The sequence below is a fragment of the Streptomyces sp. NPDC027185 genome (assembly GCF_055567035.1).
In genome coordinates this window covers 293,879-318,091 of the sequence record NZ_JBVHRF010000007.1, presented here as the reverse complement: position 1 = coordinate 318,091, position 24,213 = coordinate 293,879, and the positions used below count along the sequence as shown (strand labels likewise).

At 76.4% G+C, this 24,213-nt stretch carries 19 protein-coding genes; 10 read left to right on the top strand and 9 right to left on the bottom strand.

The window, feature by feature from the left end; genetic code table 11:
• Positions 1 to 82: 82 nt before the first annotated feature.
• The 3 genes from ACZ4M8_RS23845 to ACZ4M8_RS23835 form a co-directional block, all read right to left on the bottom strand.
• A complete protein-coding gene (locus ACZ4M8_RS23845; protein WP_467610465.1) occupies positions 83 to 1,420 on the bottom strand; it encodes a hypothetical protein in 1,338 nt (445 codons plus the stop codon).
• The gene (locus tag ACZ4M8_RS23840) at positions 1,417 to 2,472 is read right to left on the bottom strand and encodes a sigma factor (protein ID WP_467610463.1); all 1,056 of its coding nucleotides are present in this window, start codon (positions 2,470 to 2,472) and stop codon (positions 1,417 to 1,419) included. The genes ACZ4M8_RS23845 and ACZ4M8_RS23840 overlap by 4 nt, the downstream gene beginning before the upstream one ends.
• A gap of 472 nt (positions 2,473 to 2,944) precedes the next feature.
• On the bottom strand, positions 2,945 to 3,655 hold the full coding sequence (locus ACZ4M8_RS23835; RefSeq protein WP_467610462.1) for a DUF2470 domain-containing protein: 711 nt from the start codon (positions 3,653 to 3,655) through the stop codon (positions 2,945 to 2,947).
• 405 nt (positions 3,656 to 4,060) lie between these two features.
• On the opposite strand from ACZ4M8_RS23835, the gene ACZ4M8_RS23830 reads away from it, so the two are divergent.
• The 6 genes from ACZ4M8_RS23830 to ACZ4M8_RS23805 all read left to right on the top strand — a co-directional run bounded on the left by ACZ4M8_RS23830 (position 4,061) and on the right by ACZ4M8_RS23805 (position 12,727).
• On the top strand, positions 4,061 to 4,894 hold the full coding sequence (locus tag ACZ4M8_RS23830) for a M55 family metallopeptidase (protein ID WP_467610461.1): 834 nt from the start codon (positions 4,061 to 4,063) through the stop codon (positions 4,892 to 4,894).
• The gene (locus ACZ4M8_RS23825; RefSeq protein ID WP_467610459.1) at positions 4,887 to 6,224 is read left to right on the top strand and encodes a M20/M25/M40 family metallo-hydrolase; all 1,338 of its coding nucleotides are present in this window, start codon (positions 4,887 to 4,889) and stop codon (positions 6,222 to 6,224) included. The genes ACZ4M8_RS23830 and ACZ4M8_RS23825 overlap by 8 nt, the downstream gene beginning before the upstream one ends.
• 111 nt (positions 6,225 to 6,335) lie before the next feature.
• On the top strand, positions 6,336 to 8,348 hold the full coding sequence (locus tag ACZ4M8_RS23820; RefSeq protein WP_467610458.1) for a dipeptidyl-peptidase 5: 2,013 nt from the start codon (positions 6,336 to 6,338) through the stop codon (positions 8,346 to 8,348).
• 271 nt (positions 8,349 to 8,619) lie between these two features.
• The gene (locus tag ACZ4M8_RS23815; protein ID WP_467610626.1) at positions 8,620 to 10,404 is read left to right on the top strand and encodes a CocE/NonD family hydrolase; all 1,785 of its coding nucleotides are present in this window, start codon (positions 8,620 to 8,622) and stop codon (positions 10,402 to 10,404) included.
• Between the two features lie 286 nt (positions 10,405 to 10,690).
• Positions 10,691 to 12,100 (top strand): CoA transferase, encoded by a 1,410-nt coding sequence (locus ACZ4M8_RS23810; protein ID WP_467610456.1) that lies wholly within the window; start codon positions 10,691 to 10,693, stop codon positions 12,098 to 12,100.
• Between the two features lie 75 nt (positions 12,101 to 12,175).
• Positions 12,176 to 12,727 (top strand): GNAT family N-acetyltransferase, encoded by a 552-nt coding sequence (locus ACZ4M8_RS23805; protein WP_467610454.1) that lies wholly within the window; start codon positions 12,176 to 12,178, stop codon positions 12,725 to 12,727.
• Positions 12,728 to 12,765: 38 nt separating this feature from the next.
• Here the strand turns inward: ACZ4M8_RS23805 and ACZ4M8_RS23800 are convergent, their stop codons facing one another.
• Positions 12,766 to 13,101 (bottom strand): DUF6204 family protein, encoded by a 336-nt coding sequence (locus ACZ4M8_RS23800; protein ID WP_467610453.1) that lies wholly within the window; start codon positions 13,099 to 13,101, stop codon positions 12,766 to 12,768.
• A gap of 241 nt (positions 13,102 to 13,342) precedes the next feature.
• On the opposite strand from ACZ4M8_RS23800, the gene ACZ4M8_RS23795 reads away from it, so the two are divergent.
• Positions 13,343 to 14,266, top strand: a complete 924-nt coding sequence (locus ACZ4M8_RS23795; RefSeq protein WP_467610451.1) for an NADP-dependent oxidoreductase — start codon at positions 13,343 to 13,345, stop codon at positions 14,264 to 14,266.
• Positions 14,267 to 14,465: 199 nt separating this feature from the next.
• Here ACZ4M8_RS23795 and ACZ4M8_RS23790 read toward each other — a convergent pair whose 3' ends face one another.
• The 3 genes from ACZ4M8_RS23790 to ACZ4M8_RS23780 all read right to left on the bottom strand — a co-directional run bounded on the left by ACZ4M8_RS23790 (position 14,466) and on the right by ACZ4M8_RS23780 (position 17,527).
• Positions 14,466 to 14,816 carry a VOC family protein gene (locus ACZ4M8_RS23790; RefSeq protein ID WP_467610449.1) on the bottom strand — a complete coding sequence of 117 codons (351 nt, stop codon included), beginning with the start codon at positions 14,814 to 14,816 and terminating at the stop codon, positions 14,466 to 14,468.
• Positions 14,817 to 15,083: 267 nt separating this feature from the next.
• Positions 15,084 to 15,899, bottom strand: coding sequence for a class I SAM-dependent methyltransferase (locus ACZ4M8_RS23785; RefSeq protein WP_467610447.1), 816 nt, complete (start codon positions 15,897 to 15,899; stop codon positions 15,084 to 15,086).
• 143 nt (positions 15,900 to 16,042) lie between these two features.
• Positions 16,043 to 17,527 carry a phosphatase PAP2 family protein gene (locus tag ACZ4M8_RS23780; RefSeq protein ID WP_467610445.1) on the bottom strand — a complete coding sequence of 495 codons (1,485 nt, stop codon included), beginning with the start codon at positions 17,525 to 17,527 and terminating at the stop codon, positions 16,043 to 16,045.
• Positions 17,528 to 17,945: 418 nt separating this feature from the next.
• Here ACZ4M8_RS23780 and ACZ4M8_RS23775 point away from each other — a divergent pair, with 418 nt between their 5' ends.
• Both ACZ4M8_RS23775 and ACZ4M8_RS23770 read left to right on the top strand, forming a co-directional pair.
• Complete coding sequence (locus ACZ4M8_RS23775) at positions 17,946 to 19,151, top strand: aminotransferase class I/II-fold pyridoxal phosphate-dependent enzyme (RefSeq protein ID WP_467610443.1); 1,206 nt, start codon at positions 17,946 to 17,948, stop codon at positions 19,149 to 19,151.
• A gap of 182 nt (positions 19,152 to 19,333) precedes the next feature.
• Entirely contained in the window at positions 19,334 to 20,446 is a 1,113-nt protein-coding gene (locus ACZ4M8_RS23770) for an MBL fold metallo-hydrolase (RefSeq protein WP_467610441.1), read from the top strand.
• Positions 20,447 to 20,453: 7 nt separating this feature from the next.
• Here ACZ4M8_RS23770 and ACZ4M8_RS23765 read toward each other — a convergent pair whose 3' ends face one another.
• Both ACZ4M8_RS23765 and ACZ4M8_RS23760 read right to left on the bottom strand, forming a co-directional pair.
• Complete coding sequence (locus ACZ4M8_RS23765; protein WP_467610439.1) at positions 20,454 to 21,083, bottom strand: DedA family protein; 630 nt, start codon at positions 21,081 to 21,083, stop codon at positions 20,454 to 20,456.
• Positions 21,080 to 21,871, bottom strand: coding sequence for an MBL fold metallo-hydrolase (locus ACZ4M8_RS23760; RefSeq protein ID WP_467610437.1), 792 nt, complete (start codon positions 21,869 to 21,871; stop codon positions 21,080 to 21,082). Before ACZ4M8_RS23760 ends, ACZ4M8_RS23765 begins: the two co-directional genes overlap by 4 nt.
• 226 nt (positions 21,872 to 22,097) lie before the next feature.
• Here ACZ4M8_RS23760 and ACZ4M8_RS23755 point away from each other — a divergent pair, with 226 nt between their 5' ends.
• Entirely contained in the window at positions 22,098 to 24,209 is a 2,112-nt protein-coding gene (locus ACZ4M8_RS23755; RefSeq protein WP_467610435.1) for a phage holin family protein, read from the top strand.
• Positions 24,210 to 24,213 lie beyond the last annotated feature (4 nt).

Here is a 24,213-nt window from a genome sequence, read left to right as displayed (position 1 = left end):
TCCCACTGATCGGTGCCGTCAAAGGGGCGGTACGGGGCGAGCGGCCGCCGGGCGGCGGCCGCTCGCGGTGCGGCGGGTCGGGTCAGGAACGCGCGGTGGGCCGGGTGGCGGCGCCGGGCGTCTCCTGCGCCTGGTCGGCGGGTGCGGCCTGGCCGGGGAACCCGTCCGCGGCGTCCTGTGCGGTGCGGGCCGCGTCCGCGCGCGCGGAGACGCCGGGCGCACCGGCGGCGCCGCTCCGGGCGGAGGCCCCCGCAGCGGGCGGCTCGGCCGTCGCGGCGGCGCTCTTCGCGGTGGACACCGGGCGGCGCTCGGCGGGCGCCGGGGCACGGCCGCCGGCGGTCGCCGTCTCCTCGGCCGCGTCCTCGTCGAACAGCGCGTCCGGGTGGCCGTCGGCCATGCCCGCGGGCGGTGGCGGCGGCAGCACCGGCGGCAGATCGGCCAGCACCCGGGAAAGGGCCCGGCCCAGTGCGTTCGCCGAGGTCAGCAGCGGGGTACCGGCGAGCAGCAGCTGGCCGTGGCGGTCCGTCAGCAGCCGCCGGGCGTGGCCGCGGGGCCGGCCGGGGACCACGATCCGCAGCCGGGGCGGGCCGCCGGGGCTGCGCCCGAAGTCGTCGGGGAGCGGATCGGGCAGCTCGGCGGCGGCGAGCACCGGCGCGATGCCGTGCTTCGGCTCCGTCTCCCGGGCGGCGCGGTACGCCTCGCGCACCGGCGCGCCCGGATGCCGCGGGTGGACACCCTCGGCGACGGTCACCAGCCCCTCCGGGAGCCGCGCGTCGAGCTGCGCGGCGAGCGCCCGGACCATGGCGGGGGCGGTGCGGGCATCGCCCTCCACCGCCGTGAGGGCGGGCCCCGACGCCAGGTCGAGGAAGGCGCAGCGGCCCTCCCCGACGCCGACGGCGACGAGCAGCGGCGGGCCGTCCTGCGCGGACGGCGCGACGGCGGGCAGGTCCTCGCGCCGCACCGTCCAGCGGCGCGGGTCCTCAAGGTCCTCGGACCAGGGGGCGCCGGGCGCGTCGGCGGGGGTGCCGGCGAACAGCACGGTGACGGTGGCGCCGTCGGCCAGCGCCGCGTACGGGCGCGGGGCACGGTCTGTGGCGGAGCCGGGCGCGGCGGCCTGCCGGGCGGCGGTCACGGCGCGCTCGGCGTCACGCCAGGTGTGCGGGGACTTCAGGTGGCGCACCAGCAGCCGCAGTGACCTGCGGTGGGCGCGCAGGGCGCGCAGCGGTGCCCCGAAGGCGTAGGCGGTGGCGGTGGCCTCACGGCGTACGGCGTCCTTGGACGCCTTCCAGCCGCCCGCCCGCTTCACGGGGATCCGCAGCAGCAGGAAGAGCAGCAGGACCATCCCGAGCACGCCGAGGATGGTGAAGATGAGGTTCTGGTGGGCGCTGATGAAGGCGAACGGATCGCCGGAACGGCTCATGCGGCGGCGCTTTCGGCGGGGGAGGGAGGGGGCGTCGCGGTCGTACGGTCGGCGGGGTGCGGGGGCGTCGCGTTCGTGGCGGTCCTCGTGGTCGTGTTCCGCAGCCGGGGGCGCGGGACGGTGGGCCGGGAAGGGGCGGCGAGTTCACGCCGCATTGCGAGCAGAGCGTAGTGCGTACGGGACTTGACGGTGCCACGCGGTATGCCCATGGCCTGGGCCGCGTCGGCTCCCGTGCGGTCCATCAGATGGATGTGGACGAGGGCGTCACGGTGTTCGGGGCTCAGCCGGCACAGCGCCTGGGTGATCACACAGCGGTCCACGACGGCGTCGGCCATGTCCGCCCCGGCGGGCCGGGTCAGGGCCTCGGCGGGCGTCGGGCCCACCGGTACGGCCCGTTCGCGGCGGTGCGCGTCCACGGCGAGGTTGTGCGCCACGGTGAACAGCCAGGACCCGAGCCGGGGGGTGCCCCGCCCGCCGTCCGCGCGCCCCGGCCCGTCGCCCCTGCCCCCGCTCCGCCGGTGGTGACCGTCCTCGGCGCCCGGACAGGAACCGCCGGCGCGGGGACCCGGCGGAGGTACGGACGCGGTCTCTTCCGCCCGGAGCATCCGGTTTTCCCGCAACGCCCGTGATTCATCGGCCTTCTGACGCTCCAGGCAGGTCGGCGGCTCAAGGGAGCCTTGCGGTGATTTCCCCCGTACCGCGCGCCTTTCCTCCTCTTCTTCCCCTCCGTCGTATCCGTCCTCCTCCCCGGCCTCCCGGGGTGCGCCGGGCCCGTAGGGGGTTTCGGTGGCGCGGAGTTCGTGGAGATCCTCCTCGGCGAGGTCGAGGCGGTCGGCGGCGAGCCAGGCGCGCAGGAAGGTCTCCTGCACGATGTCCTCGGCGCGGTAGGGATCGCCGGAGGTCAGCCGGGCGGCATAGCGCAGCAGCGCGGGACGGTGCCGCTCCATCGCGCCGCGCAGCAGCGCGTCCGCGGAGGCGGGCGGGCGTATCCCGCCGGAGCGGGCGCCGTCTGCACGAGGTGTCGACGGGTGGGCCGTGTGCAAAACGGGCACTCCTCCTCGGACAGGGCACGAACCGGGAAAAGCTCTCTCGTGCCGCCGGTACGTGGCGTTTCTCGGCGCGGGGCGCGGGGGGTGAACGGAGTCCGTGGGGCTCCCCGATCCTGGTCGGGGGTGCGCCGCTCCCGCCCCGGGTGGTCATCCCGGGAGCGCGCCGGATACTTCGCGAGCTTGACGCAAAGTCCGGCCCGGCAACCTCAAGGGACCCTCTGAACTTCTCACAGAATACGTGAAGTGTGCAGCCATGATCCGTGCGGATCCGGCCGTCCCGGAGCGCCGCGGGCGCGCTGACGCGCTGTCGGCCTGCGATGTCGTCGGGGGAACTGCGCCGTGTTCATATGAAGTTCACCGCCCCGTCCGTCCCAACCGTGCCCGGTGGGTGCGCCAGACCCCGTGGCCGACAATCGCCCCTCGGTCACGGGCGCGCGGAGGGGCCGTGCTTCCGCCGCGCCGATGCGCCGCCCCGTCAGGAGCCGTGGAAGAGGCGGCTGCGGTGGGAGGCGCGGCGGGCGGTGGCCAGCAGCGCCTGGAGCTGGGGGCCGAACTGGTCGGCGTGGTGGAGCCGCCGGTGGAAGGGGAGGCGGACGTCGTGGTGGCCGAGCGGGTACTCCAGGCGCAGGGTGAGGCCGTACCGGTCGAGGGCGAGCGGGAGTGCCCGCCGGACATGCCGGCGCAGGCGCGGCTCGACCAGGCGCAGCAGCAGCGGGACGAGGTGTCCGTGTCCGTCGGCGAGGTGGGTGAGCAGGCCGGCCTCGCGGGTGGCGAGCGGGTCCGGCGCCGCGGCCAGCAGTTCGTCCAGGGTGACGGAGGTGCGGCCGGTGGGCGTCGTGAGGAGGGCGCTGCCGAACTCCAGGCACCGGCCGGCCCCCGCCTCCGGTCCGTCCTGGGGCAGCAGCCGGCCGGTCAGGGTGAGGCGGGCGCGCACCCGGCTGCGGGCCGGGAGCGGGGCGATATCGGTGAATTCAAGGGTGGCGTCGGCGCTGTCCTGTTCCGTCCCGGTACGGCCGCCGGGTGCCGGACGGAGGCGGAGCGGGCTCGCCGTCCCGTCGGTGCCCGTGCGGGAGATCTCCGTGCGGCGGCCGTCGGTCAGCAGGGACATCGACTGTGCCGAGGTCAGGATCGTACGGACCTGTTCGGCGCTGGTGGGTCGCCCGCCGGGGGAGTTGAAGATGCGCACGCACGCCTCCTGGATAATTAGGTAAGGCTAATCTTACTTTGAGCGGGTGTGTGGTGGTGCGCCGGGGCGGTGCCGGGACGATGCGGAGCCGGGAGGCCCGCGCCGCCCCGGCCAAGTTCCCTGCCGCACGCAGGTGTTGGAGTGCGCGGGGCGGTGCCGCGGGGGAAGGGGCCGGGCGTGTGGCCGAACGGGCCGGTGCCCGCCGGGGCCGCCCGCGCCGCCGGACCCGCCCGGAACGGCGGCGCGCCCGCCCGCCGCCGACCGGGGGAGGGGCGGCGCCGCCGCGGCGGAGGATGCTTGGATGGGCCGGTCGAACACGGGACCCGGTGCCCCCGCAGGGGCGGCCGCCGGGCCCGCGGTCACGACGGTACGGACAGCTTCTGACCGGCGAGAGGGCGCGAACCTGTGAAGATCCTCATCAGCGCGGACATGGAGGGCGCCACCGGCGTCACCTGGCCCGCCGACGTGCTGCCGGGCACGCCCCAATGGGAGCGCTGCCGCCATATGTTCACCTCCGACGTCAACGCCGCGGCCGCCGGGTTCTTCGCCGGCGGCGCCGACGAGGTGCTGATCAACGAGGCGCACTGGACGATGCGGAACCTCCTGCTGGAACAGCTCGACGAACGCGTCCGGATGCTCACCGGCCGCCACAAGGCCCTGAGCATGGTCGAGGGCGTCCAGCACGGCGACGTCGACGGCATCGCCTTCGTCGGCTACCACACCGGCGCCGGCACCGAAGGCGTCCTCGCCCACACCTACCTCGCCAACTCCCTCACCGGCGTCTGGGTCAACGGCACCCGCGCCAGCGAGGGGTACCTCAACGCCCTCGTCGTCGCCGAGTACGGCGTCCCCGTCGTCCTCGTCACCGGCGACGACCGCACCTGCGCCGACGCCCGCGGCTACGCCCCCGGCGCCCGCACCGTCGCCGTCAAGGACTACGTCTCCCGCTACGCCGCCGTCTGCCGGCCCCCGGCCCGTACCGCCGCCGACATCCGCGAGGCGGCCCGCGAGGCCACCGCGCTGGCGGTCCGCCACGAGCCCGCGCGCGGCGGGCCGTTCCGGGTGGAGATGGAGTTCGACGCCGAGCACCTCGTCGGCGCCGCCTCCTGCGTCCCCGGCGTCGAACGCTGCGGGGAGCGCCGCGTCGCCTACACCAGCGACGACATGTACGAAGGGATCCGCTGCTTCAAGGCGGTCACCACTCTCGCCTCGTCCGCCGTGGAGGAACAGTATGGCTGAGCAGCACTTCGGAGCCGTCGACGACAAGGCCCTCGACGAGGTCGTCCGCTTCACCTCCGACCTGATCCGCATCGACACCACCAACCACGGCGACGGCACCTGCCGGGAGCGCCCGGCCGCCGAGTACGTCGCCGAGGCCCTCGCGGAGACCGGGCTCGAACCGGCGCTGCTGGAGCGGACCGGGGGCCGTACCAACGTCGTCGCCCGGATCGAGGGCACCGACCCGTCGGCCGACGCCCTCCTCGTCCACGGCCACCTCGACGTCGTCCCGGCCGAGCCCGCCGACTGGAGTGTGCACCCCTTCTCCGGCGAGGTCCGCGACGGCGTCGTCTGGGGGCGCGGTGCCATCGACATGAAGAACATGGACGCGATGGTGCTCGCCACCGTCCGCCGCTGGGCCCGCGACGGCGTCCGCCCGCGCCGCGACATCGTCCTCGCCTTCACCGCCGACGAGGAGGCCAGCGCCGAGGACGGCTCCGGCTTCCTCGCCGACCGGCACGCCGCGCTCTTCGAGGGCTGCACCGAGGGCATCAGCGAATCCGGCGCCTTCTCCTTCCACACCGACTCCGGGCTGCACCTCTACCCCGTCGCTGCGGGCGAGCGCGGCACCGCCTGGCTGAAACTGACCGCCCACGGCCGCGCCGGCCACGGCTCGAAGGTCAACCGCGACAACGCCGTCACCCGCCTCGCCGCCGCGATCACCCGCATCGGCGAGCACCGCTGGCCGGTCCGGCTGACCCCCACCGTCCGCGCCGCGCTCCGCGAACTCGCCGCCCTGCACGGCATCGACGCCGACCCGGACGCACCGGGCTTCGACGTCGACGCACTCCTCGCCCGTCTCGGCACCGCCGCCGCCCTCGTCGAGCCGACCGTCCGCAACAGCGCCAACCCGACGATGCTGGACGCCGGTTACAAGGTGAACGTCATCCCCGGCAGCGCCGCCGCCCAGGTGGACGGCCGGATCGTGCCCGGCGGCGAGGACGAGTTCCGCGCCACCTTGGACCGGCTCACCGGACCCGGCGTCGACTGGACGGTCGACCACGGCGAGGTCGCCCTCCAGGCCCCCGTCGACTCGCCCGCCTTCGCCGGGATGCGCGCCGCCCTGGAGCACTTCGACCCGGACGCCCATGTCGTCCCGTACTGCATGTCCGGCGGGACCGACGCCAAGCAGTTCTCCCGGCTCGGCATCACCGGCTACGGCTTCTCGCCGCTCAAGCTCCCGCCGGGCTTCGACTACCAGGCGCTCTTCCACGGCGTGGACGAACGCGTGCCCGTCGACGCCTTGCACTTCGGCGTCCGCGTCCTGGACCGCTTCCTGCTCCGCGCCTGACCGCCCGCGCGGCCGTACGCCCCGCCCGGGGCCGCCCGCGCGCCCGCCACGCCCCGTCGTCCGCGCACCCCACGATCCGGCCCCGCCGGTGCACAAGGAGGAAGACCCCGCATGGTGACCACGGCCCCCTACGGAACCTGGACGTCCCCCGTGGACGCCGAGGCCGTCGCCGCCCACGACGGACGCCCCGCCTTCATCGGCGTGATCGGCGACGAGATCTGGTGGACCGCGCCGCGCCCCGCCGAGGGCGGCCGCCGGGCGCTCGTCCGCCATCGCGCCGACGGCACGGAGGAGTCCGTCCTCCCCGCGCCCTGGAACGTCCGCAGCCGCGTCCACGAGTACGGCGGCCAGCCCTGGGCCGGCACCGTCACCGGCCACGGGCCGCTCGTCGTCTTCAGCCACTTCGCCGACCAGCGCCTCTACGCCTACGCACCCGACCACGACGCGGAGCCCCGGCCCCTCACCCCGCTCTCACCCGTGGGCGACGGACTGCGCTGGGCCGATCCGGTGCTCGTCGGCGACGAGGTCTGGTGTGTCCTGGAGGAGTTCACCGGCGACGGGCCCACCGACGTCCGCCGCCTCGTCGCCGCCGTCCCCCTCGACGGCTCCGCCGCCGACGACCGCGCGGCCGTCCGGGAGCTGAGCGACGACCGCCACCGCTTCGTCACCGGCCCGCGCCTCGCGCCCGACGGCCGGCACGCCGCCTGGCTCGCCTGGGATCACCCCCGGATGCCGTGGGACGGCACCCTCGTGATGCTCGCGGACGTCACGGGCGGGGAGTTCACCGCCGTCCGCCCGCTCCTCGGCGACCTTGGCCCCGACGTGCCCGCGCCCGGCAAGCGCGGCGAGTCCGTCGCCCAGATCGAATGGGCCCCGGACGGCGCGCTGCTCTTCGCCTCCGACCGTGAGGGCTGGTGGGAGCTGTACCGCACCGAGATCGACGGCGACCGGGCCAAGGAGCCCCGGCGGCTGTGCGGCGCCCGGCAGGAGGAGTTCGGCGGGCCGCTGTGGAACATCGGCTCACGGTGGTTCCTGCCCCTGGAGAGCGGCACCGTCGCCACCCTCCACGGCCACGGCACCACCGCCCTCGGCATCCTCGACCCGGTCAGCGGCGACCTCGTCGACACCGCCGGCCCCTGGACGGAGTGGGCGCCCGCCCTCGCCGTCCACGGCAGCCGCGTCATCGGTGTCGCCGCCGGACACCGCACCGGCTACGAGATCGTCGAACTGGACACCTGCACCGGCCGGGCCCGCGTCCTGGCCCACCGCCACACCGACGCCGTCGACCCGGCCCACTACCCGCGGCCCGAGGCCCGTACCTTCACCGGGCCCGGCGGGCGCGCCGTCCACGCCCACCTCTATCCGCCGCACAACCCGGACCACACCGCGCCCGACGGCGAACTCCCGCCGTACGTCGTCTGGGCGCACGGCGGCCCCACCGGCCACGCCCCGCTCGTCCTCGACCTGGAGATCGCCTACTTCACCTCCCGCGGCATCGGCGTCGCCGAGGTCAACTACGGCGGCTCCACCGGCTACGGCCGCGACTACCGCGAACGGCTGCGCGGGCAGTGGGGCGTGGTCGACGTCGAGGACTGCGCCGCCGTCGCCCAGGCGCTGGCCGACGAGGGCACCGCCGACCGCGCTCGGCTCGCCATCCGCGGCGGCAGCGCCGGCGGCTGGACCACCGCCGCCTCCCTCACCTCGACGGACCTGTACGCCTGCGGCACCATCAGCTACCCGATCCTGGACCTCGCGGGCTGGGCCACCGGCGAGACCCACGACTTCGAATCGCAGTACCTGCAATCCCTCGTCGGCCCGCTCGCGGAGGTCCCCGACCGCTACCGCGCACGCTCGCCGCTGCACCACGCCGACCGCGTCCGGGCGCCGTTCCTGCTGCTCCAGGGCCTGGACGACGTCATCTGTCCGCCCGCGCAGTGCGACCGTTTCCTCGCCGAGGTCGCCGGACGCGGCGTCCCGCACGCCTACCTCGCCTTCGAGGGGGAGGGCCACGGCTTCCGCCGCGCCGACACCATGATCCGCGCCCTGGAGTCCGAATTCGCCCTGTACGCCCATGCGTTCGGCTTCGAGCGGCCGGACCTGACGCCGCTCGACCTGCGGTCCTGAACCCGGCCGCCGGGCCGCCCCGCGCCGGGCGGCCCGGCGGCCCCGGCGCGCAGGGCGGCGGACGGTGCGCGCGCCGGCACCAACTGCCCCCTGACGGGCCCGAATCCCTCCTGTCCGGGCCGTTGACACCCCTGTCGGGCGTACCGGAGCATGAGCGCGCCGTTACCGACTGGTGGGTACGGCACGTCTCGTGGAGGTCCTCGTGCCCAGCGTCTTCCGCCCCGCGCACCGCCGCACCACCCGCCCCGCACTCCGCGCCGCCCTCACCGCCGTGACCGCCACGGCGCTCACCGCACCGCTCGCCCTCGCCGCCCCGGCCACCGCCGCGTCCGCCGGCCCGTACACCACCACCGCGCTGAAACTCACCGTCCACGCGGGCGACCGCGACTGCACCGTGGACGCCGACCTCTACCGCCCGGCGGGCGTCGACGCCGCGCATCCGGCGCCCGCCGTGCTGACCACCAACGGCTTCGGCGGCAGCAAGTCCGACGGCTCCACCGCCGCGACGGCGCGGGCGTTCGCCGCCCGCGGCTACGTCGCCCTCGCCTACTCCGGGCTCGGCTTCGGCAGGTCCGGCTGCCCGATCTCGCTGGACGACCCGCGGACCGACGGGGTGGCGGCGAGCCAACTGATCGACTTCCTCGCCGGTTCGCGCGCCGCCGACGACGGCACCCGCATCGACTACGTCACCAAGGACCGCACCGCGAAGGGCGCCGCCCCCGACCCCCGCGTCGGCATGATCGGCGGCTCCTACGGCGGCGCCATCCAGATGGCCACCGCCGCCGTCGACCACCGGGTGGACGCCCTCGTCCCCCTCATCACCTGGAACGATCTGTCGTACTCCCTCGACCCGAACAACGCGGGCCGCACCGACGGGGTCAGCGGTCCGCTCCCCGGTGCGTACAAGAAGGAGTGGACCAGCGGGTTCTTCCTGATAGGTGAGGCGCAGGGGCTGCTGAACCCGAGCCTGGACCCGTCCCGGACCGGCAGCGCCGGCTGTCTGCACTTCGTCGCCGGCGCCTGCCGCACCAAACGGCTGCTGGACTCCGGCAGTTACCCCGAGGACCGCACCCGTCAGATGCTGACGTACGCGCGCAGCGTCTCGCCGGTGTCGTACCTGAAGTCGGTCAAGGCGCCGACCCTGCTCGTCCAGGGGGAGGCCGACACCCTCTTCAACCTCAACGAGGCGGCCGCCACCTACCGCACCCTCGCGGCCCAGGGCACCGACACCAAGATGATCTGGCAGTCCTGGGGCCACAGCGGCGGGATGGCCGATCCCGCGCCCGGCGAACTCGACCTGGGCAAGGGCAACCTGGACACCAGCTACGTCGGCCGCCGCGTCCTGGCGTGGTTCGACCGCTACCTCCACCACCGCACCGCCACGGACACCGGCCCCGCGTTCGCCTACTACCGGGACTGGGCCGCCGACGGCGACACGTACGCCACCGCGGACACCTTCCCGGCGGCGGGCGCGCGCAAGCTGTACCTCTCCGGTGACGGCACGCTCGTCGGCAGCCGCGCCGAGGTGGTCCGCGGCAGCCGCGAGTACCGCAACTGGCCGGTCCCCACCAGCCATTCGGAGAGCTCCCTCGCCGGGACGCTGGGCATGTCCGACCCGGCCCCGTACGACCTGCCGGGCACCGCCTTGAACTGGACCTCCGCGCCCGTCACCGGAGAACCGCTGGACGTCGCGGGCATCCCCCGGGCGACGCTGAAGGTCGTCTCGCCCCGGACCGAGCAGACCCAGCACAGCACGGACGCCGCCGACCGGCTGGTGCTCTTCGCCAAGCTCTACGACATCGCGCCGGACGGCTCGCAGACGCTGGTGCACCGCCTGGTGGCGCCGGTACGGGTCCCCGACGTCACCCGGAAGTTCACCGTCCAGCTGCCGGGCATCGTCCACCGCTACGCCCCCGGCCACCGGCTCCGTTTCACGATCGCCGCGAGCGACGGCGCCTACAAGGGCAATCGCGGCATCAAGCCGGTGACGGTCACCAGCGCGCCCGACGACACCGGGGTCCTCGAACTCCCCGTCGTCGCGGGGAGCGTGCGGTAGGGCGGAGGGCGCATCCGGCGGGCGCCGCGCGCCGCCCCGGGAATTCCGGGGCGGCGCGTCCCCACGTCCGGGGCGGGCGCCCTCCCGGGGCCGGTCACGGACGTCCGGCCCGCGCCGCCGCCCCGCGGCCGGTGCCCGTACGGCACCGCCCGGCAGCGGACGGAGACGGTCCTCTTCCGCCGTGCACCGCACCTGCCGTCCCACCCGCCCCACCACGGCTCCGGCGCTCCGCCCACCGCCCCACCCCGGCTACCCCCGGCCCGGCGCACGGTGCCAGACTGCGCCCATGGGGCAACGAGACGGCGGGAAAACCGCGCAGGCGTGGGCGGCGCTCGGCGGCGCCCCGGAGCTGACCGACCGGATCCGGTACACCGGACCACAAGGACTGCTGCCCGCCCGGCTGCCGGTACGGGACCTGGCCCGCGCCGCGGTCGCCTGCTGCGCACTGGCCGCCGCCGAACTGGCCGCCCACCGCACCGCACGCCCCGTCCCCGCCGTCCGCGTCGACGACGCCGCGGTGGCGACCGCCTTCGTCAGCGAACGCCATCTGCGGGTCGACGGCCGCGCCGCCTCCACCTTCGCCCCGCTCTCCCGCTTCTGGCGCACCGCCGACGGCTGGGTCCGCACCCACGCCAACTACCCGCACCACCGCGAGCGGTTGCTGCACGCCCTCGGCCTGCCCGCGTCCGCCGACGCCACCGCCGTCGCCGCCGAACTGTCCGGACGGCGCGCCGAAGAGGTCCAGGAAGCGGTGTACGCGGCGGGCGGGCTGGCGGTCGCCGCCCGCACGCCCGAGGAGTGGGCCGTCCACGGCCAGGGCGCGACCGTCGCCACCCACCCGCTCGTCACCCGCCAGCGCCTCGGCGCGGGCGCCGGGCCGCGCCGCCTGCCGCCCCTGACCGGCCCTGAGCTGCTGCCCGCCCACGGGCTGCGGGTCCTGGACCTGACCCGGGTCATCGCGGGCCCGGTCGCCACCCGCACGCTCGCGCTGCTCGGCGCCGATGTGCTGCGTATCGACGCCCCGCAGCTGCCGGAGAGCCAGGACGCGCACGACGACACCGGGTTCGGCAAACGCTCCACCACTCTCGACCTGGGCGCCCGCGCCGACCGGGCCCGCTTCGAGGAACTGCTGGCCGGTGCCGACGTGGTGGTGACCGGCTACCGCCCCGGCTCCCTCGACCGCTTCGGCCTCGCCCCCGAGGCGCTGGCCGAACGCCGCCCGGGACTGGTCCTCGCCCGCCTCTCCGCCTGGGGCGAGGACGGCCCCTGGGGCGGCCGCCGGGGCTTCGACAGCCTGGTGCAGGTGGCCACCGGTATCGCCGCCGTCGAGGCGGACGCCGACGGCACCCCGGGCGCCCTGCCCGCCCAGGCGCTCGACCACGGCACCGGCTATCTGCTCGCCGCCGCGGTGCTGCGCTCCCTCACCGAACAGATGGAGACCGGCGACGCCCGGCTCACCTCGGTCTCCCTGGCCCGCACCGCCCGCTGGCTGGTGCACGGCGCCGCCCCGGACCTGGAGCCCGGCCCCGCGGACGACGGCACGTACGACCCCGAGCACCATCTGCGCACCACGGACGGCCCGCTCGGCCGGCTGCGGTACGCCGCCTCGCCCGTCACGTTCGACGGCGGGCCCGCGGACTGGGCCACCCCGCCCGGCCGGTGCGGCGCGGACGCGCCCCGGTGGCGCGACGGCTGACCGCCACGGCCCGGCACCGCGCCGCCGTCCGGACGGCCCTGGCCCCGCGCGCCCGCCGCTCCGTACGATCGCCCGATGACCGATGATCACTATCTCGCGACGGGTCCCCGGGTGGGCATCCGGCACTTCACCCCGGAGGACTGCGCGGAGTTCACCGCCCGCGCGCGGGAGAGCGCCGCGCTGCACCACCCGTGGCTCGCCCCGCCGTGCGACGCCGACGCGTACGCCGGGTACACCGCCAAACTCCGCGAACCGCTGCGCGAGGGCTTCTTGATCTGCGAACGCGACGGCGGCGCCCTCGCCGGCTATCTGACGATCAACAACATCGTGCACGGCGCCTTCCGCTGCGGGGCGATCGGCTACGGCGGCTTCGCCCACGCCGCCGGACGCGGCCTGATGAGCGAGGGCCTGGGCCTGATCCTGCGGTACGCCTTCGACGTCCTCGGGCTGCACCGGCTGGAGGCCAACATCCAGCCCGGCAACGCCCGTTCCCTCGCGCTGGTGGGCCGGGCGGGCTTCCGGCTGGAGGGCTTCTCGCCGGACTTCCTCTTCATCGACGGCGCCTGGCGCGACCACGAGCGCTGGGCGATCACCAGCGAGATGGTGGCGCGGGAGACGGCGACCTGACGGAGCCGAGGCCCGGCCGGGTCGGGCCCCGGCGGCCGTCAGCGGCCCTTGCGGTTGATCTTCATCGTGTCCATGTCGGTGGCGGTGGAGCGGAGGTTGCGGTAGCCGTGCCCGGCGGCCCGCAGCGCCGCCTCCGCCTTCTCCTCGGCGAGAGCGGCGGCCATCTCCTCACCGTCCTCGGCGTCCGAGACGACGGTGTAGCGGTAGCTGAACGACACCAGCGCGGCGTCGTAGGCGAGCGAACCCTCGGGCGTGAACCGCAACTGCGCCAGCCCGTGGTCGTCCACCTCGGCGAGGAGAGTGGCGCGGGACTCCTCCGACAGGCGGTCCCAGGTGCCGCGGACGATCACTCGGTAGGTGTGCTGCGCTGCCATCGGCCCGTCTTTCCGTACTCCGTGGTGTGCCGGGCGTGCCGCCCCGCCTGTCCGTACCGCCCGGCGCCGCCGGAGGGCGCGGACAGCGTAGAGGGGGCAGGGGCGACGGCGCGCGGGAATTTCCCGGCGGCGCGGGGCGTGCCGGGGCGCCCGGCCCTCGTCCCCGCCGCGTCCGGGAAATTCATCCGGAGAGAGCAGCGGGGCGCGGAATCATCCGCGATGGTTACGCGTTGTGACGAACATGAAGGCAATCATTGCGAACAGTTACGGCGGGCCCGAGGTCCTCACGCTCGCCGACCGCCCCGACCCCAAGGTCGGCCCCGATTCCGTCCTCGTCCGCGTGCGGGCCGCCGGCGTCAATCCGGTCGACTGGAAGGTCGTCGCCGGTGGGCTCGATCCGATGATGGATGTCTACTTCCCGCTCATCCCCGGCTGGGACGTGGCCGGTGAGGTGGTGGCCACCGGCGCCGACGCCACCGAATTCGCCGTCGGCGACGAGGTCATCGGCTACGTCCGCAAGGACGCCGTCCAGCACGGCACCTACGCCGAGCTGGTCGCCGCGCCGGTGCGCACCCTCGCCCGCCGCCCGGCGGCGCTGAGCTGGCAGCAGGCCGCGGGGCTGCCGCTCGCCGGGCTGACCGCGTACCAGTCGATCCGCCGGGTCGGGCTGCGCCACGGCGAGACGGTGCTGGTGCACGCGGCGTCCGGCGGGGTCGGCTCGCTCGCCGTGCAGATCGCCGTGGCCGAGGGCGCCCGCGTCATCGGCACCGCGGGCGAGCGCAACCACGACTTCCTCCGCTCCCTCGGCGCCGAGCCGGTGCGCTACGGTCCCGGGCTCGCCGAGCGGGTACGGGAGCTCGCCCCCGATGGTGTGGACGCGGCGCTGGACTTCGTCGGCGGCGGGGTGGTGGCCGTCTCCCAGGAGGTCCTCAAGGACGCGTCCCGGGTGGCGTCGATCGCCGACGGCGAGGTCACCGCCCGCGGCGGACACATGGTGTGGGTGCGGCCCGACAGCGCCGATCTCACCGCCCTCGCCGCCCTGGCGGACGCCGGCCGGCTGACGGTCCCGGTCGAGGCCACCTTCCCGCTCGCCGCGGCGGCCGACGCCTTCCGCCTCAGCCAGGGCGGCCACGTCCGGGGGAAGGTCGTGCTGGAGGTGGCGTGACCGTCCGGTACACCCTCACCGGCCGCACCCCGCCCACCGGCGGCTGACGGCGCAGCCCGCGCCGGGGCGCCGGCCGCGCGCCCCGGCGACGGCGCCGGGGCCCCGGTCCCGCTGCCGGTCCTCCGGGTTCTCCGGCGGACACGGTGGTACCGGCGCCCCGGGCGGCTGGTGGCGGCTGGTGGCGGCTGGTGACGGTGGGTCAGGCGGCCTGGCGGTCGACGTACTCGAAGACCGAGCCGTCCGGGTGGCGGGCGATGAGGTTGCGGCCGATCGGGGTCGGCAGCGGACCGGCGATGATCTCCGCGCCGACCGCCTGCAGATCGGTCACCGCCTCGTCCACGTCCTTGACGGCCAGCGTCGCGGTCACCTTCGACAGCACCGAGAGTTCCGCCTCGGGGCCGCTCATGAGGAAGAAGCAGCCCACCGCCGCGACCGCGACCGGCCCGCGCCGGAAACGCACCGCCTCCGCCCCGGTCAACCGCTCGTAAACCCCGACCGCCGCGTCCAGATCACCGACACACACCCGCAAGGAAGTCCCCAGAATGTCCATGCGGGGCAGGGTAGTTGAGGCGGCGGGCGCTACGCGATCAACAGATCGGACGGACCGTCAGGAACGGTGCGGGGCACGGTTGTGCGACTGCGGTGCGGCCCCGGGGGGCGTGCACCACGGGCGGCCGTACGGCCGCGCCGCCGTGTGCCGCGCCTCGCGTGCCCGGTGCGCCCGGACCGCAGCTCGTACGGCCGTCGCGCCGCGCGGTCGGACGGCCGCGCCCCCCCCGTGTGCCCGCGCCTTCCGCTCCCGCGCCCCCGCGTCTTCTCATACCCGGCAGAGGAGTTCACCGTTCAGTACGGCGAACCAGGCGTCCTCGGTGGCGCCCCAGGTGCGCCAGGTCTCCGCGATCTCCGTCAGCTCCTGCGGGGTGGCGTGGCCGCCGTCCACCGCGCGCTCGGCGTACGCGGAGGAGACCGTGCGGTCCGCCCACAGGCCGCTCCACCAGGCGCGTTCCTCGGGGGTGCGGTAACACCAGGCGGAGGCGGTCGCGGTGACCGCCTCCGGGGCGAAGCCCGCCTCGCGGGCCCAGGCGTGCAGGCGCCGCCCGGCGTCCGGCTCGCCGCCGTTGGCGCGCGCCACCCGCTCGTAGAGGTCCAGCCAGGCGTCCATGCCGGGGACCTCGGGGTACCAGGTCATCGCCGCGTAGTCCGCGTCGCGGACGGCGACGATGCCGCCGGGCTTGGTCACCCGGCGCATCTCCCGCAGCGCCTGGACGGGGTCGCCGACGTGCTGGAGCACCTGGTGGGCGTGGGTGACGCAGAAGGTGTCGTCCGGGTAGTCCAGTGCGTGGACGTCGCCGACCGCGAAGCGGACGTTGGTCAGACCCCGCTCCTCGGCGGTGGCGCGGGCCTTCTCCAGGATGCCGGGCGCGTGGTCGAGGGCGGTGACCTGGCCGTCGGGCACCAGTGCGGCGAGGTCGGCGGTGATGGTGCCGGGGCCGCAGCCGATGTCCAGGACCTGCATGTGCGGTTTGAGGGAACTCAGCAGGTAGGCGGCGGAGTTGGCGGCGGTGCGCCAGGTGTGCGAGCGGAGGACGGACTCGTGGTGGCCGTGGGTGTAGACGGCGGTTTCCTGCGGCATGGGGGTCTCCTTCGCGGCGTCGGACGGCGGCCCGATCCGGCGGGCCGCCCCGGGTCCCCGGGGCGCCCGTGCCGGTGGCACGGGCGCCCTCGCGGCGTGCGGAACCACCGTACGCCGACGTCTTGCATGACGAGAGAGATATCTCAGGATTCGGGCAACAGGCGGTAGACCGTCAGCGCCTCGTTCTCCTTCGTCAGCGTCAACGGGCCCGGAGCGGCGGCGACTTCACCGTCGTACGCCAGGTCCGTACCGGCCGGCAGCCCGTCGATGCGCATACTGCGCAGCCGCGCCTCCTTGAGGACGGGGGAGGAGCGCGGGGTGCCGGTCAGCGCCGCGACCAGCAGCCGGGTGCGGGCCAGCCGGCCGGCCCGCACCACCCGTACGTCCAGCACACCGTCGGCCAGATCGTGGCGGCGTACGGGCGTCAGGCCCAGCCCGCGGTAGGAGCAGTTGCCGACGAACAGCATCCACAGCTCCATCCGGCGGCCGTTGATCTCGGCGGAGACCGGCTCGGCGGTGCGCAGGACGTGCCAGGCGGCGAGCACCCCCGCCGGCCAGGCGCCGATCATGCCCGCCCAGCGCTCCCGCAGCCGGACCAGCTCCGGGTAGGCGCCGATCGAGAAGGTGTTGAGGAAGTACTGCCCCTCGCGGTGCGGTGCGGTGCGGAAGCACGCCAGGTCCACGGCGACCGCCTCACCGTCCTCCACGGCGCGCGCGGCCTCCCCGATCGTCTCGATGCCCAGGTCGTAGGCGAAGTGGTTGTGGGTGCCGCCGGGCAGCACCGCCAGCGGCAGGCCGTGCCGGACCGCGACGGCGGCCGCCGCGTTGACGGTGCCGTCGCCGCCGAGCACCCCCAGCGCGCCACCGCACCGCTTGGCCTGCTCCGCGGCCTCCTCCAGCGCCTTGTCCAGATCGGGGGCGTCCGCCCCGCCGCAGGTCACGACCGTGGCACGGGGCAGCGAGCCGTGCACCTCCGGCGCCCGGTCCGGCCGGGTCTCGCCGCGCTGCCCCGACCCCTGGTTCGCCACCACGAACAGTCCGCGGCCACCGGGCAGCGCGGGCGCGTCGGCGCGCGGCCGGGCCGGCGGCGCGAGTTGGGCGCGGGTCGGGGCGAGGCCGCGCACCGCGAAGGCGGCCCCGGCGCCGAGCGCGGCGCCCGCCAGCACGTCACCGGGGTAGTGCACCCCGGTGTAGACGCGGGAGAACGCCACGGACGCGGCGAGCGGCGCCAGCGCCAGCCCCCACCACCTGTTCTCGAAGGCGACCCCGGTGGCGAAGGCGACCGCGGACGCCGCGTGCCCGGACGGGAACGACGAGGTGAAGGGCTGGCGGCGCAGACGGCGTATGACGGGCACCGGGTCCAGCAGCGGGCGCTCGCGCCGCACGGAGCGTTTGCCCAGGGTGTTGACGGTCGCGGAGGCCACGGCGAGGGAGGCGACCCCGCGGACGGCGGCACGGCGCGCGGGCCGCCCGCCGAGCGCCGCGGCGCCGGCCGCGAGCCCCAGCCAGAGCAGCCCGTGGTCCGCGCCGCGGGTCAGCCGCGGCAGAACGCGCTGCGCGCCGGGCCACTCGCGCGCGGCGATGGTGGCGAAGAGCCGTCGGTCGACACGGGACAGGAGTGTTCGCATGCGCCCCCTTGTACCCCGAGCAGGGGTCCGGACACGACAGCACCCCCCCCCGCGCACGGCTCCGGAAGGGCGGCGGACCACCGCAGCGACCCCGGCCCCGCACCCGGTCGCCACGGTCCGCTGCCCGCCCGGCGCCCGCGCCACCGGTCCCCGCCCACCGCACACCCCGGCCCGTCCGCCTCCCCGTTGCTCCGTTCGGATGGTGATGCCGCGGTCAGGTCCGGCCGGGTGGGCGTGGCGCGGGGTCCGCTGCCGTGTCGGGGGTGCCCCGGGCGCGGGATCTGCCAAGGTGGGCCGGGCGTGATTCATGTGATGGGCCCATGAACGACCCACGCGGACGACGGCCGGTCGGCGCACCGCCGGCGCCGCGGCCGGGCGTCGGCGGCCCCGTTCCGTCGTGTGCACTGTGGAGGTACGGATGCAGCGGACCGTCCCGGATCCGCGGCCGGAGCCCGCCCCGGACCCGCCCGGCCTCCCGGTGCTCCCCGAACTCGCCGACCGCCTCGCCGCCGCGGCCGGACGCGCCGACCCGGAACCGCCCGGCGGCTCCCCGGAGCTGCGCGCCGCCGCCGCCGGACACGCCGCGCGCCGCGTCCCCGCCACCGGCCCCGACCGCCTCCTCCTCGGGCCCGGCGCCCCGGCCCTGCTCCTCGCGCTGTACGCGGCGGTGGGCGGCGCCGTGGTGCTGCCCCGGCCCTGCGCCGCCTGGTACGCGCCGCCCGCCCGGCTGCTCGGCCGCGCCGTGCACCTCGCGCCCGTACCGGCCGAATCGGGTGGCGCGCCGGACCCGTTCGCCTTCCTGGAGACCGTCCGCCGGGCCCGGCTGGAGGGGGACGGGCCCGGGGTGCTGGTGCTCTCCGTCGCCGACGATCCGACCGGTACCTGTCCGCCGCCCGAGCTGCTGCACGAGGTCTGCGAGGCGGCCGTGGGGGAGGGGATGTGGGTGGTCAGCGACGAGACGCGCCGCGATCTGCTGCACGATCCGCACGACACGGTGGTGCTCAGCCCCGCCGAGATGCTGCCCGCGGACGTCGTGGTGCTGACCGACCTGCGGGCCACCCTGCTGCCCGCGTCCTGGCCGGTGGGCACCGCCCGTTTCCCGGCGGGGGAGCGCGGCGCCGCGCTGCGTGCCGCCACCCTGGGTGCGCTGGGCGCCGCGCACCCCCCGCTGCCCGGCCCGCTCGCCGACGCCACCCGGTACGCGCTCGGCGAACCGGCACCGGTCCGCGCCCGCACCGCGGCCGCCGCCCGGCTGCACGGCACCCTCGCCGCCGCCCTGTACCGCACCCTCACCGCCGCCGGCGCGCTCTGCCGCCCGCCGCACTCCGGCAGCCACCTCTACGCCGACCTCGAACCGCTCCGCCGCCCGCTGGCCGCCGCCGGGGTCACGGGGGCCGCCGCGCTGGAGCGGGAGCTGGCGCCCTGGGCGGCGCGCGGCGGGCACCGGTTCGGCGACGACCCCGGCGCGCTCCGCGTCCGCCTGGGCACCGACGCGCTCCTCGGCCCCGACCCGGACGCCCGCCCCCCGGTCCTGAGCGCCCCCGACCCGCTGCGCACCGCCCCGGTGGCCGAGGCCCTGGCCGGCCTGGACCGCGCCCTGACCGCGCTGACCTCGGGCGGCTGACAGGCCGTCATCATCCCGCTGCCCGTTTCTCCCGCCTCGTGTCCGCGACCCGCCACCGTCCGCCCCGACCCGCGGCCCGCCCGTCCCGGCCCCTGCTCGTAGCCCGGCCGCACCGGCCCGCCCGCCACCGCACCCGTGCCCGCCCGCCCCGCCGTCCCACCTCACCGAAAGGGAGCACCGCGATGACCGAACAGACCGAACGCTCCGTCCCCGCGTCCCCGCCCGGCGGGTCCGCCGCGTCCCCGGGGCGGGCCGCCGCGGCCCGTTCCGCGGTGCGGCGGCCCGGGGCTGCCGTCCGCCGGGACGCCCCGCCGCTCACCGCGCCCCGGCCGCTGGGCGAACCCCGCACCTGGCCGCGGGACTTCACCGACCGGCTGACCGCCCCGCTGCCCGGCGTCCGCGCGCTGGCCCGGATCGCGCGGGAGGGCAAACTGCGGCCCGCGCCTCAGACCCTGGCGCAGATCCAGGACCTGCCGTTCGCGCCCGGCCCGCTGCCGGCCGCCGGGCCCGCCACCACCGCCGTCACCTGGGCCGGGCACGCCAGCTGGATCGTGACCATCGGCGGGCTGACCGTCCTGACCGACCCCGTCTGGTCCCGCAAGATCCTCGGCACCCCCGCCCGCGTCACGCCCGTCGGCGTCCGCTGGGAGGATCTGCCGCCCGTCGACGCGGTGGTCATCAGCCACAACCACTACGACCACCTCGACGCGCCCACCCTCAAGCGGCTGCCGCGCACCACCCCGCTGCTGCTCCCGGCGGGCCTCGCACCGTGGGCCCGGCGCCGCGGCTTCACCGCCGTCACCGAACTCGACTGGTGGGAGGCGGTCGAACTACCCGCGCCCGGCGGCCCCGTACGCGTCGACTTCGTCCCCGCGCACCACTGGAGCAAGCGGACCCTCCTCGACACCTGCCGCACGCTGTGGGGCGGCTGGGTGCTCACCGCGCCCGACGGACGCCGGGTGTACTTCGCCGGGGACACCGGCTACGGCCACTGGTTCGAGGAGATCGGCCGCCGCCACCCGGGCATCGACGTGGCGCTGCTGCCGATCGGCGCGTACGACCCGCGGTGGATGCTGCGGCCGGTGCACACCGACCCGGAGGAGGCGGTCCGCGCCTGCCAGGACCTCGGCGCGCGGGCGCTGGCCCCCATGCACTGGTCGACGTTCCTGCTCTCCGGGGAGCCGCCGATGGAGCCGCTGCACCGCGTCCGCGCCGCCTGGCAGGCCACCGGGCGCCCCCGCGAGGACCTCTGGGACCTGCCGGTCGGCGCCTCCCGCGCACTGCCCGAGACCTGACCGGTGCTCACACCCCGCCGCGCGCCTCCCGCACCCGCCGCCACACCGCGGGGACCGCGCCGACCAGCGCGGTCAGCGCCACCGCCGCCACCACGCCCTGCCACGGACTGCCGAACAGCGAACCGCCCGCCACCCCGATGAGCTGGTACGTCGCCGTCCAGGCCAGACAGGCGGGCGCATCGCCGCGGGCGAAGGCCGCAAGCGGCATCCGCGACAGCAGACACGCCAGCATCACCGGGATCCGCCCGGCCGGCACCAGCCGCGACACCGTCAGCACCAGCACCCCGTGCGTACGCAACTGCTCCCGCGCCCGCGCCAGCCGCTCCGGCGCCGCCCGGTCCCGCAGCCGCTCCGGCCACCGCGACCCGCTCCCGGCGCGCAGCCCGCGGGCGCCCAGCCCGTACAGGCCCAGATCGCCGAGGAACGCCGCGAGCGACGCCACCGCGAAGACGTACAGCGGCGCGAGGGGCGACGCGTGGTGGAAGGCGACCACCGCCGCCGAACTGACCACCGCGCCCGTCGGCACCACCGGCACCAGCGAGCCCACGACCACCAGCAGGAACAGCGACGGATAGCCCACCGCCTGCTGGGTCGACTCCGGCGGCACCGCGGCCGCCAGCAGCAGCGCGGGCGTCACCGCGCGACCGCCGGCCGGACCCGTTCGCCATGCGCGGGCCGGTACACCCGCACCCCCGGCGCCAGCCGCGCCGCCTGCCGCTCGAACTCCTGGCCCGGCGCGTGGAACTCGTGCGGCCGCACCGCGTCCAGACCGATCGGCCAGTACGTGCCGTAGTGCACCGGCACCGCGCACACCGGGTCCAGCAGCGCCGCCGCCCGCGCCGCGCGCCGCGCGTCCAGATGCCCGCCGCCCAGGAACGGCCCCCAGCCGCCGACCGGCAGCAACGCCACCTCGCACGGGCCGACCGCCTCCGCCATCGCGTCGTACAGCCCGGTGTCGCCCGCGAAGTACGTCCGCGCAGTGCCCCGGACGACGTAGCCCAGGGCGGGCACCCGGTGCGGTCCGTACGGCAGCCGCCGCCCGTCGTGCGCCGCCGGGACCGCGGTGACGGTGACCGTGCCCGCGGCGTCGGCGGCGACCGTCCCGCCCGGCGCCACCTCCGTCAGCCGCAGCCCGCGGGTGCGCACCACCCGCCGCAGCGCCGGCACCGCCGCGAACGCGCCGCGCGGCACCACCAGACGGGTCCCGGGCGCGAGGCGGGCGAGGGAGGCGGGGTGGAGATGGTCGGCGTGCAGATGGGAGACGACGACGAGATCGGCGCGGGCCGCTTCGGGCGGGGGCAGGGCGCCGCGGCGGCGCCGCAGATGCGCCAGCCGGCGGGTGAAGAGCGGATCGGTCAGCACCCGCACCCCGGAGTCCTCGATCGTCGCGGTGGCATGTCCCCACCAGGTGATCTCCACCGGCACCGCGCACCTCCCGACTCCCGGCGCCGGACCCTCTCCCGCGCGCCGGGAGTCGATCCTGCCTCATCCCCGCCCCGCACCCCGCCCCGGGGCCAACGGGACACGAGGCCGCATACCGCTCCATTCCCGCCGATCACTGGGCCAAGGCCGAGGAGCTACGCGTATATGACAGGCTGGGGCGGACGCCCGTGCCGTGCGGTCCGGGGCCGCAGCGAAGGAGAGGAAGGCCGTGACCGGGCGGTGGAGATCCCTCGGCGGCGCCGCGCTGCGCGTACTCGCCGTCTGGGCCGTTTCCAGCCTCACCCTGCTGGTGCTCGCCACCGCGCTGCCGGACTTCCGCCTCCAGTCGCCCGGCGGCGACAGCCTCACCCGCACCGCGCTCAGCGCCGTCTACGGCGCCGGCGCCTTCGGCCTCCTCGGCGCGCTGGTCTGGCCGCTGCTGGTCCGCGCGTTCCTGCTGGTCCCCGCCCTCGTCCTGGGCCTGCTGGTCTTCTTCCTCAACGGCTCGCTGCTGCTCGTCGCGCTCGGGCTGCTCCCCGAGGGCCGCGGCCAGGTCGCCCCCGAGACCGCCGTGATCGTCGCCGCCGCGATGTCCGCGACCTCCTCGGCCACCTCCGCCTTCCTCGCCGTCCGCAACGACGAGGCGTACCGCAGACGGCTGGTGCGGCTCGCCGGACGCCGGGCCCGCCGCGCCAAGGCCGCCGCGCCCCGCACCCCCGGCACCCTCTTCGTCCAGCTCGACGGCGTCGGCCACGACGTGCTGCGTGACGCGACCGAGGGCGAGCGGCCGCTGATGCCGACGGTGGCCCGCTGGCGCGCCGACGGTCACCGCCTCACCCCCTGGCACACCGACTGGTCCAGCCAGACCGGCGCCAGCCAGCTCGGCATCCTGCACGGCACCAACCACGACCTGCCCGCCTTCCGCTGGTACGAGAAGGAGAGCGGCCGCACCCTCGTCAGCAACCGGCCGACCGCCGCCGCCGAACTCCAGCGCCGCGCGGTGGCCCGCACCGGCCACCCCGGACTCCTCGCCGACGACGGCGCCAGCCGCGGCAACCTCTTCAGCGGCGGCGCGGGTCAGCTCGCCCTCGTCATGTCGGTCGCCGCCCGCCGGGGCCGCGCCACCCGCTCCCGCGCCGGCTACTTCGCCTACTTCTCCGACCCGGCCAACGCCACCCGCACCGCCGTCTCCTTCGTCGCCGAACTCCTCCGCGAGACGGGCCAGTCGCTGCGCGCCCGCGCCCGGCGCGAGACGCCCCGGGTGGGCCGCGGCGGTCTCTACCCCGTCCTGCGCGCCTTCGCCACCGTCGTCGAACGGGACGTGGTCGTCGCCGCGATCGTCGGCGACCTCGTCGCCGGACGCACCGCCGTCTACGCCGACCTCGTCGCCTACGACGAGGTCGCCCACCACTGCGGCCCCCGCCACCGCGACACCCACCAGGTGCTCCGCGGCCTCGACCGCGCCCTCGCCCTGATCGCCGAGGCCGCCCGGCACGCCCCGCGCCCGTACCGCATCGTGCTCCTCTCCGACCACGGCCAGAGCCCCGGCGAGACGTTCCTGGCGCGCTACGGGCTGAGCCTCGGCGACCTCGTCCGCGCCGGGTGCGGGCTGCCGGTGCCGCGCCGGGCGGGCCGCACCCGCAGCGGCGCCGAGGCCCGCGAGGCGGCACGCGCCGCCCTGGGCCGGCCCGAGGACGCGGCCGGGGAGCGCCCCGGGCGGACGCGGCGGAACGGAGCCGCCCCGGGCCGGTCCGGCGACGGCCACCGCACCGCCTCCCAACCCGTGGTGCTGGCCTCCGGCAACCTCGGCCTGGTGTCGTTCCCGGACATGCCGGGCCGCGTCACCCGCGAGGAGCTCGACCGCCGCAACCCGGCCCTGCTCACCACCCTCGCCAACCACCCCGGCATCGGCTTCCTGCTGGTCCGCTCGGCGGCGCACGGCGCGGTGGTGCTCGGCCCGGCGGGCGCCGAACACCACCTCGACACCGGACGGATCATCGGCACCGACCCGCTCGCCCCGTTCGGTCCGGGCGCCGCCGACGCGGTACGCCGCACCGACACCTTCCCGCACGTCGCCGACATCATGGTCAACTCCGCCTACGACCCGGCCACCGGCGAGGTGCACGCCTTCGAGGAACAGATCGGCTCGCACGGCGGCCTCGGCGGCGACCAGAGCCGCCCCTTCCTGCTCGCCCCCGCCGACCTCTCGCCCCCGGTCCCCGACGGCGCCCCGCCGCTGACCGGCGCCGCCCGCGTCCACCACGTCCTGCGCCGCTGGCTGCGCGAGGCGGCGGAGTCCCACGAGGCACCCACGGCCACGCCGGTCGCCGACGAGGTGTGAGGGC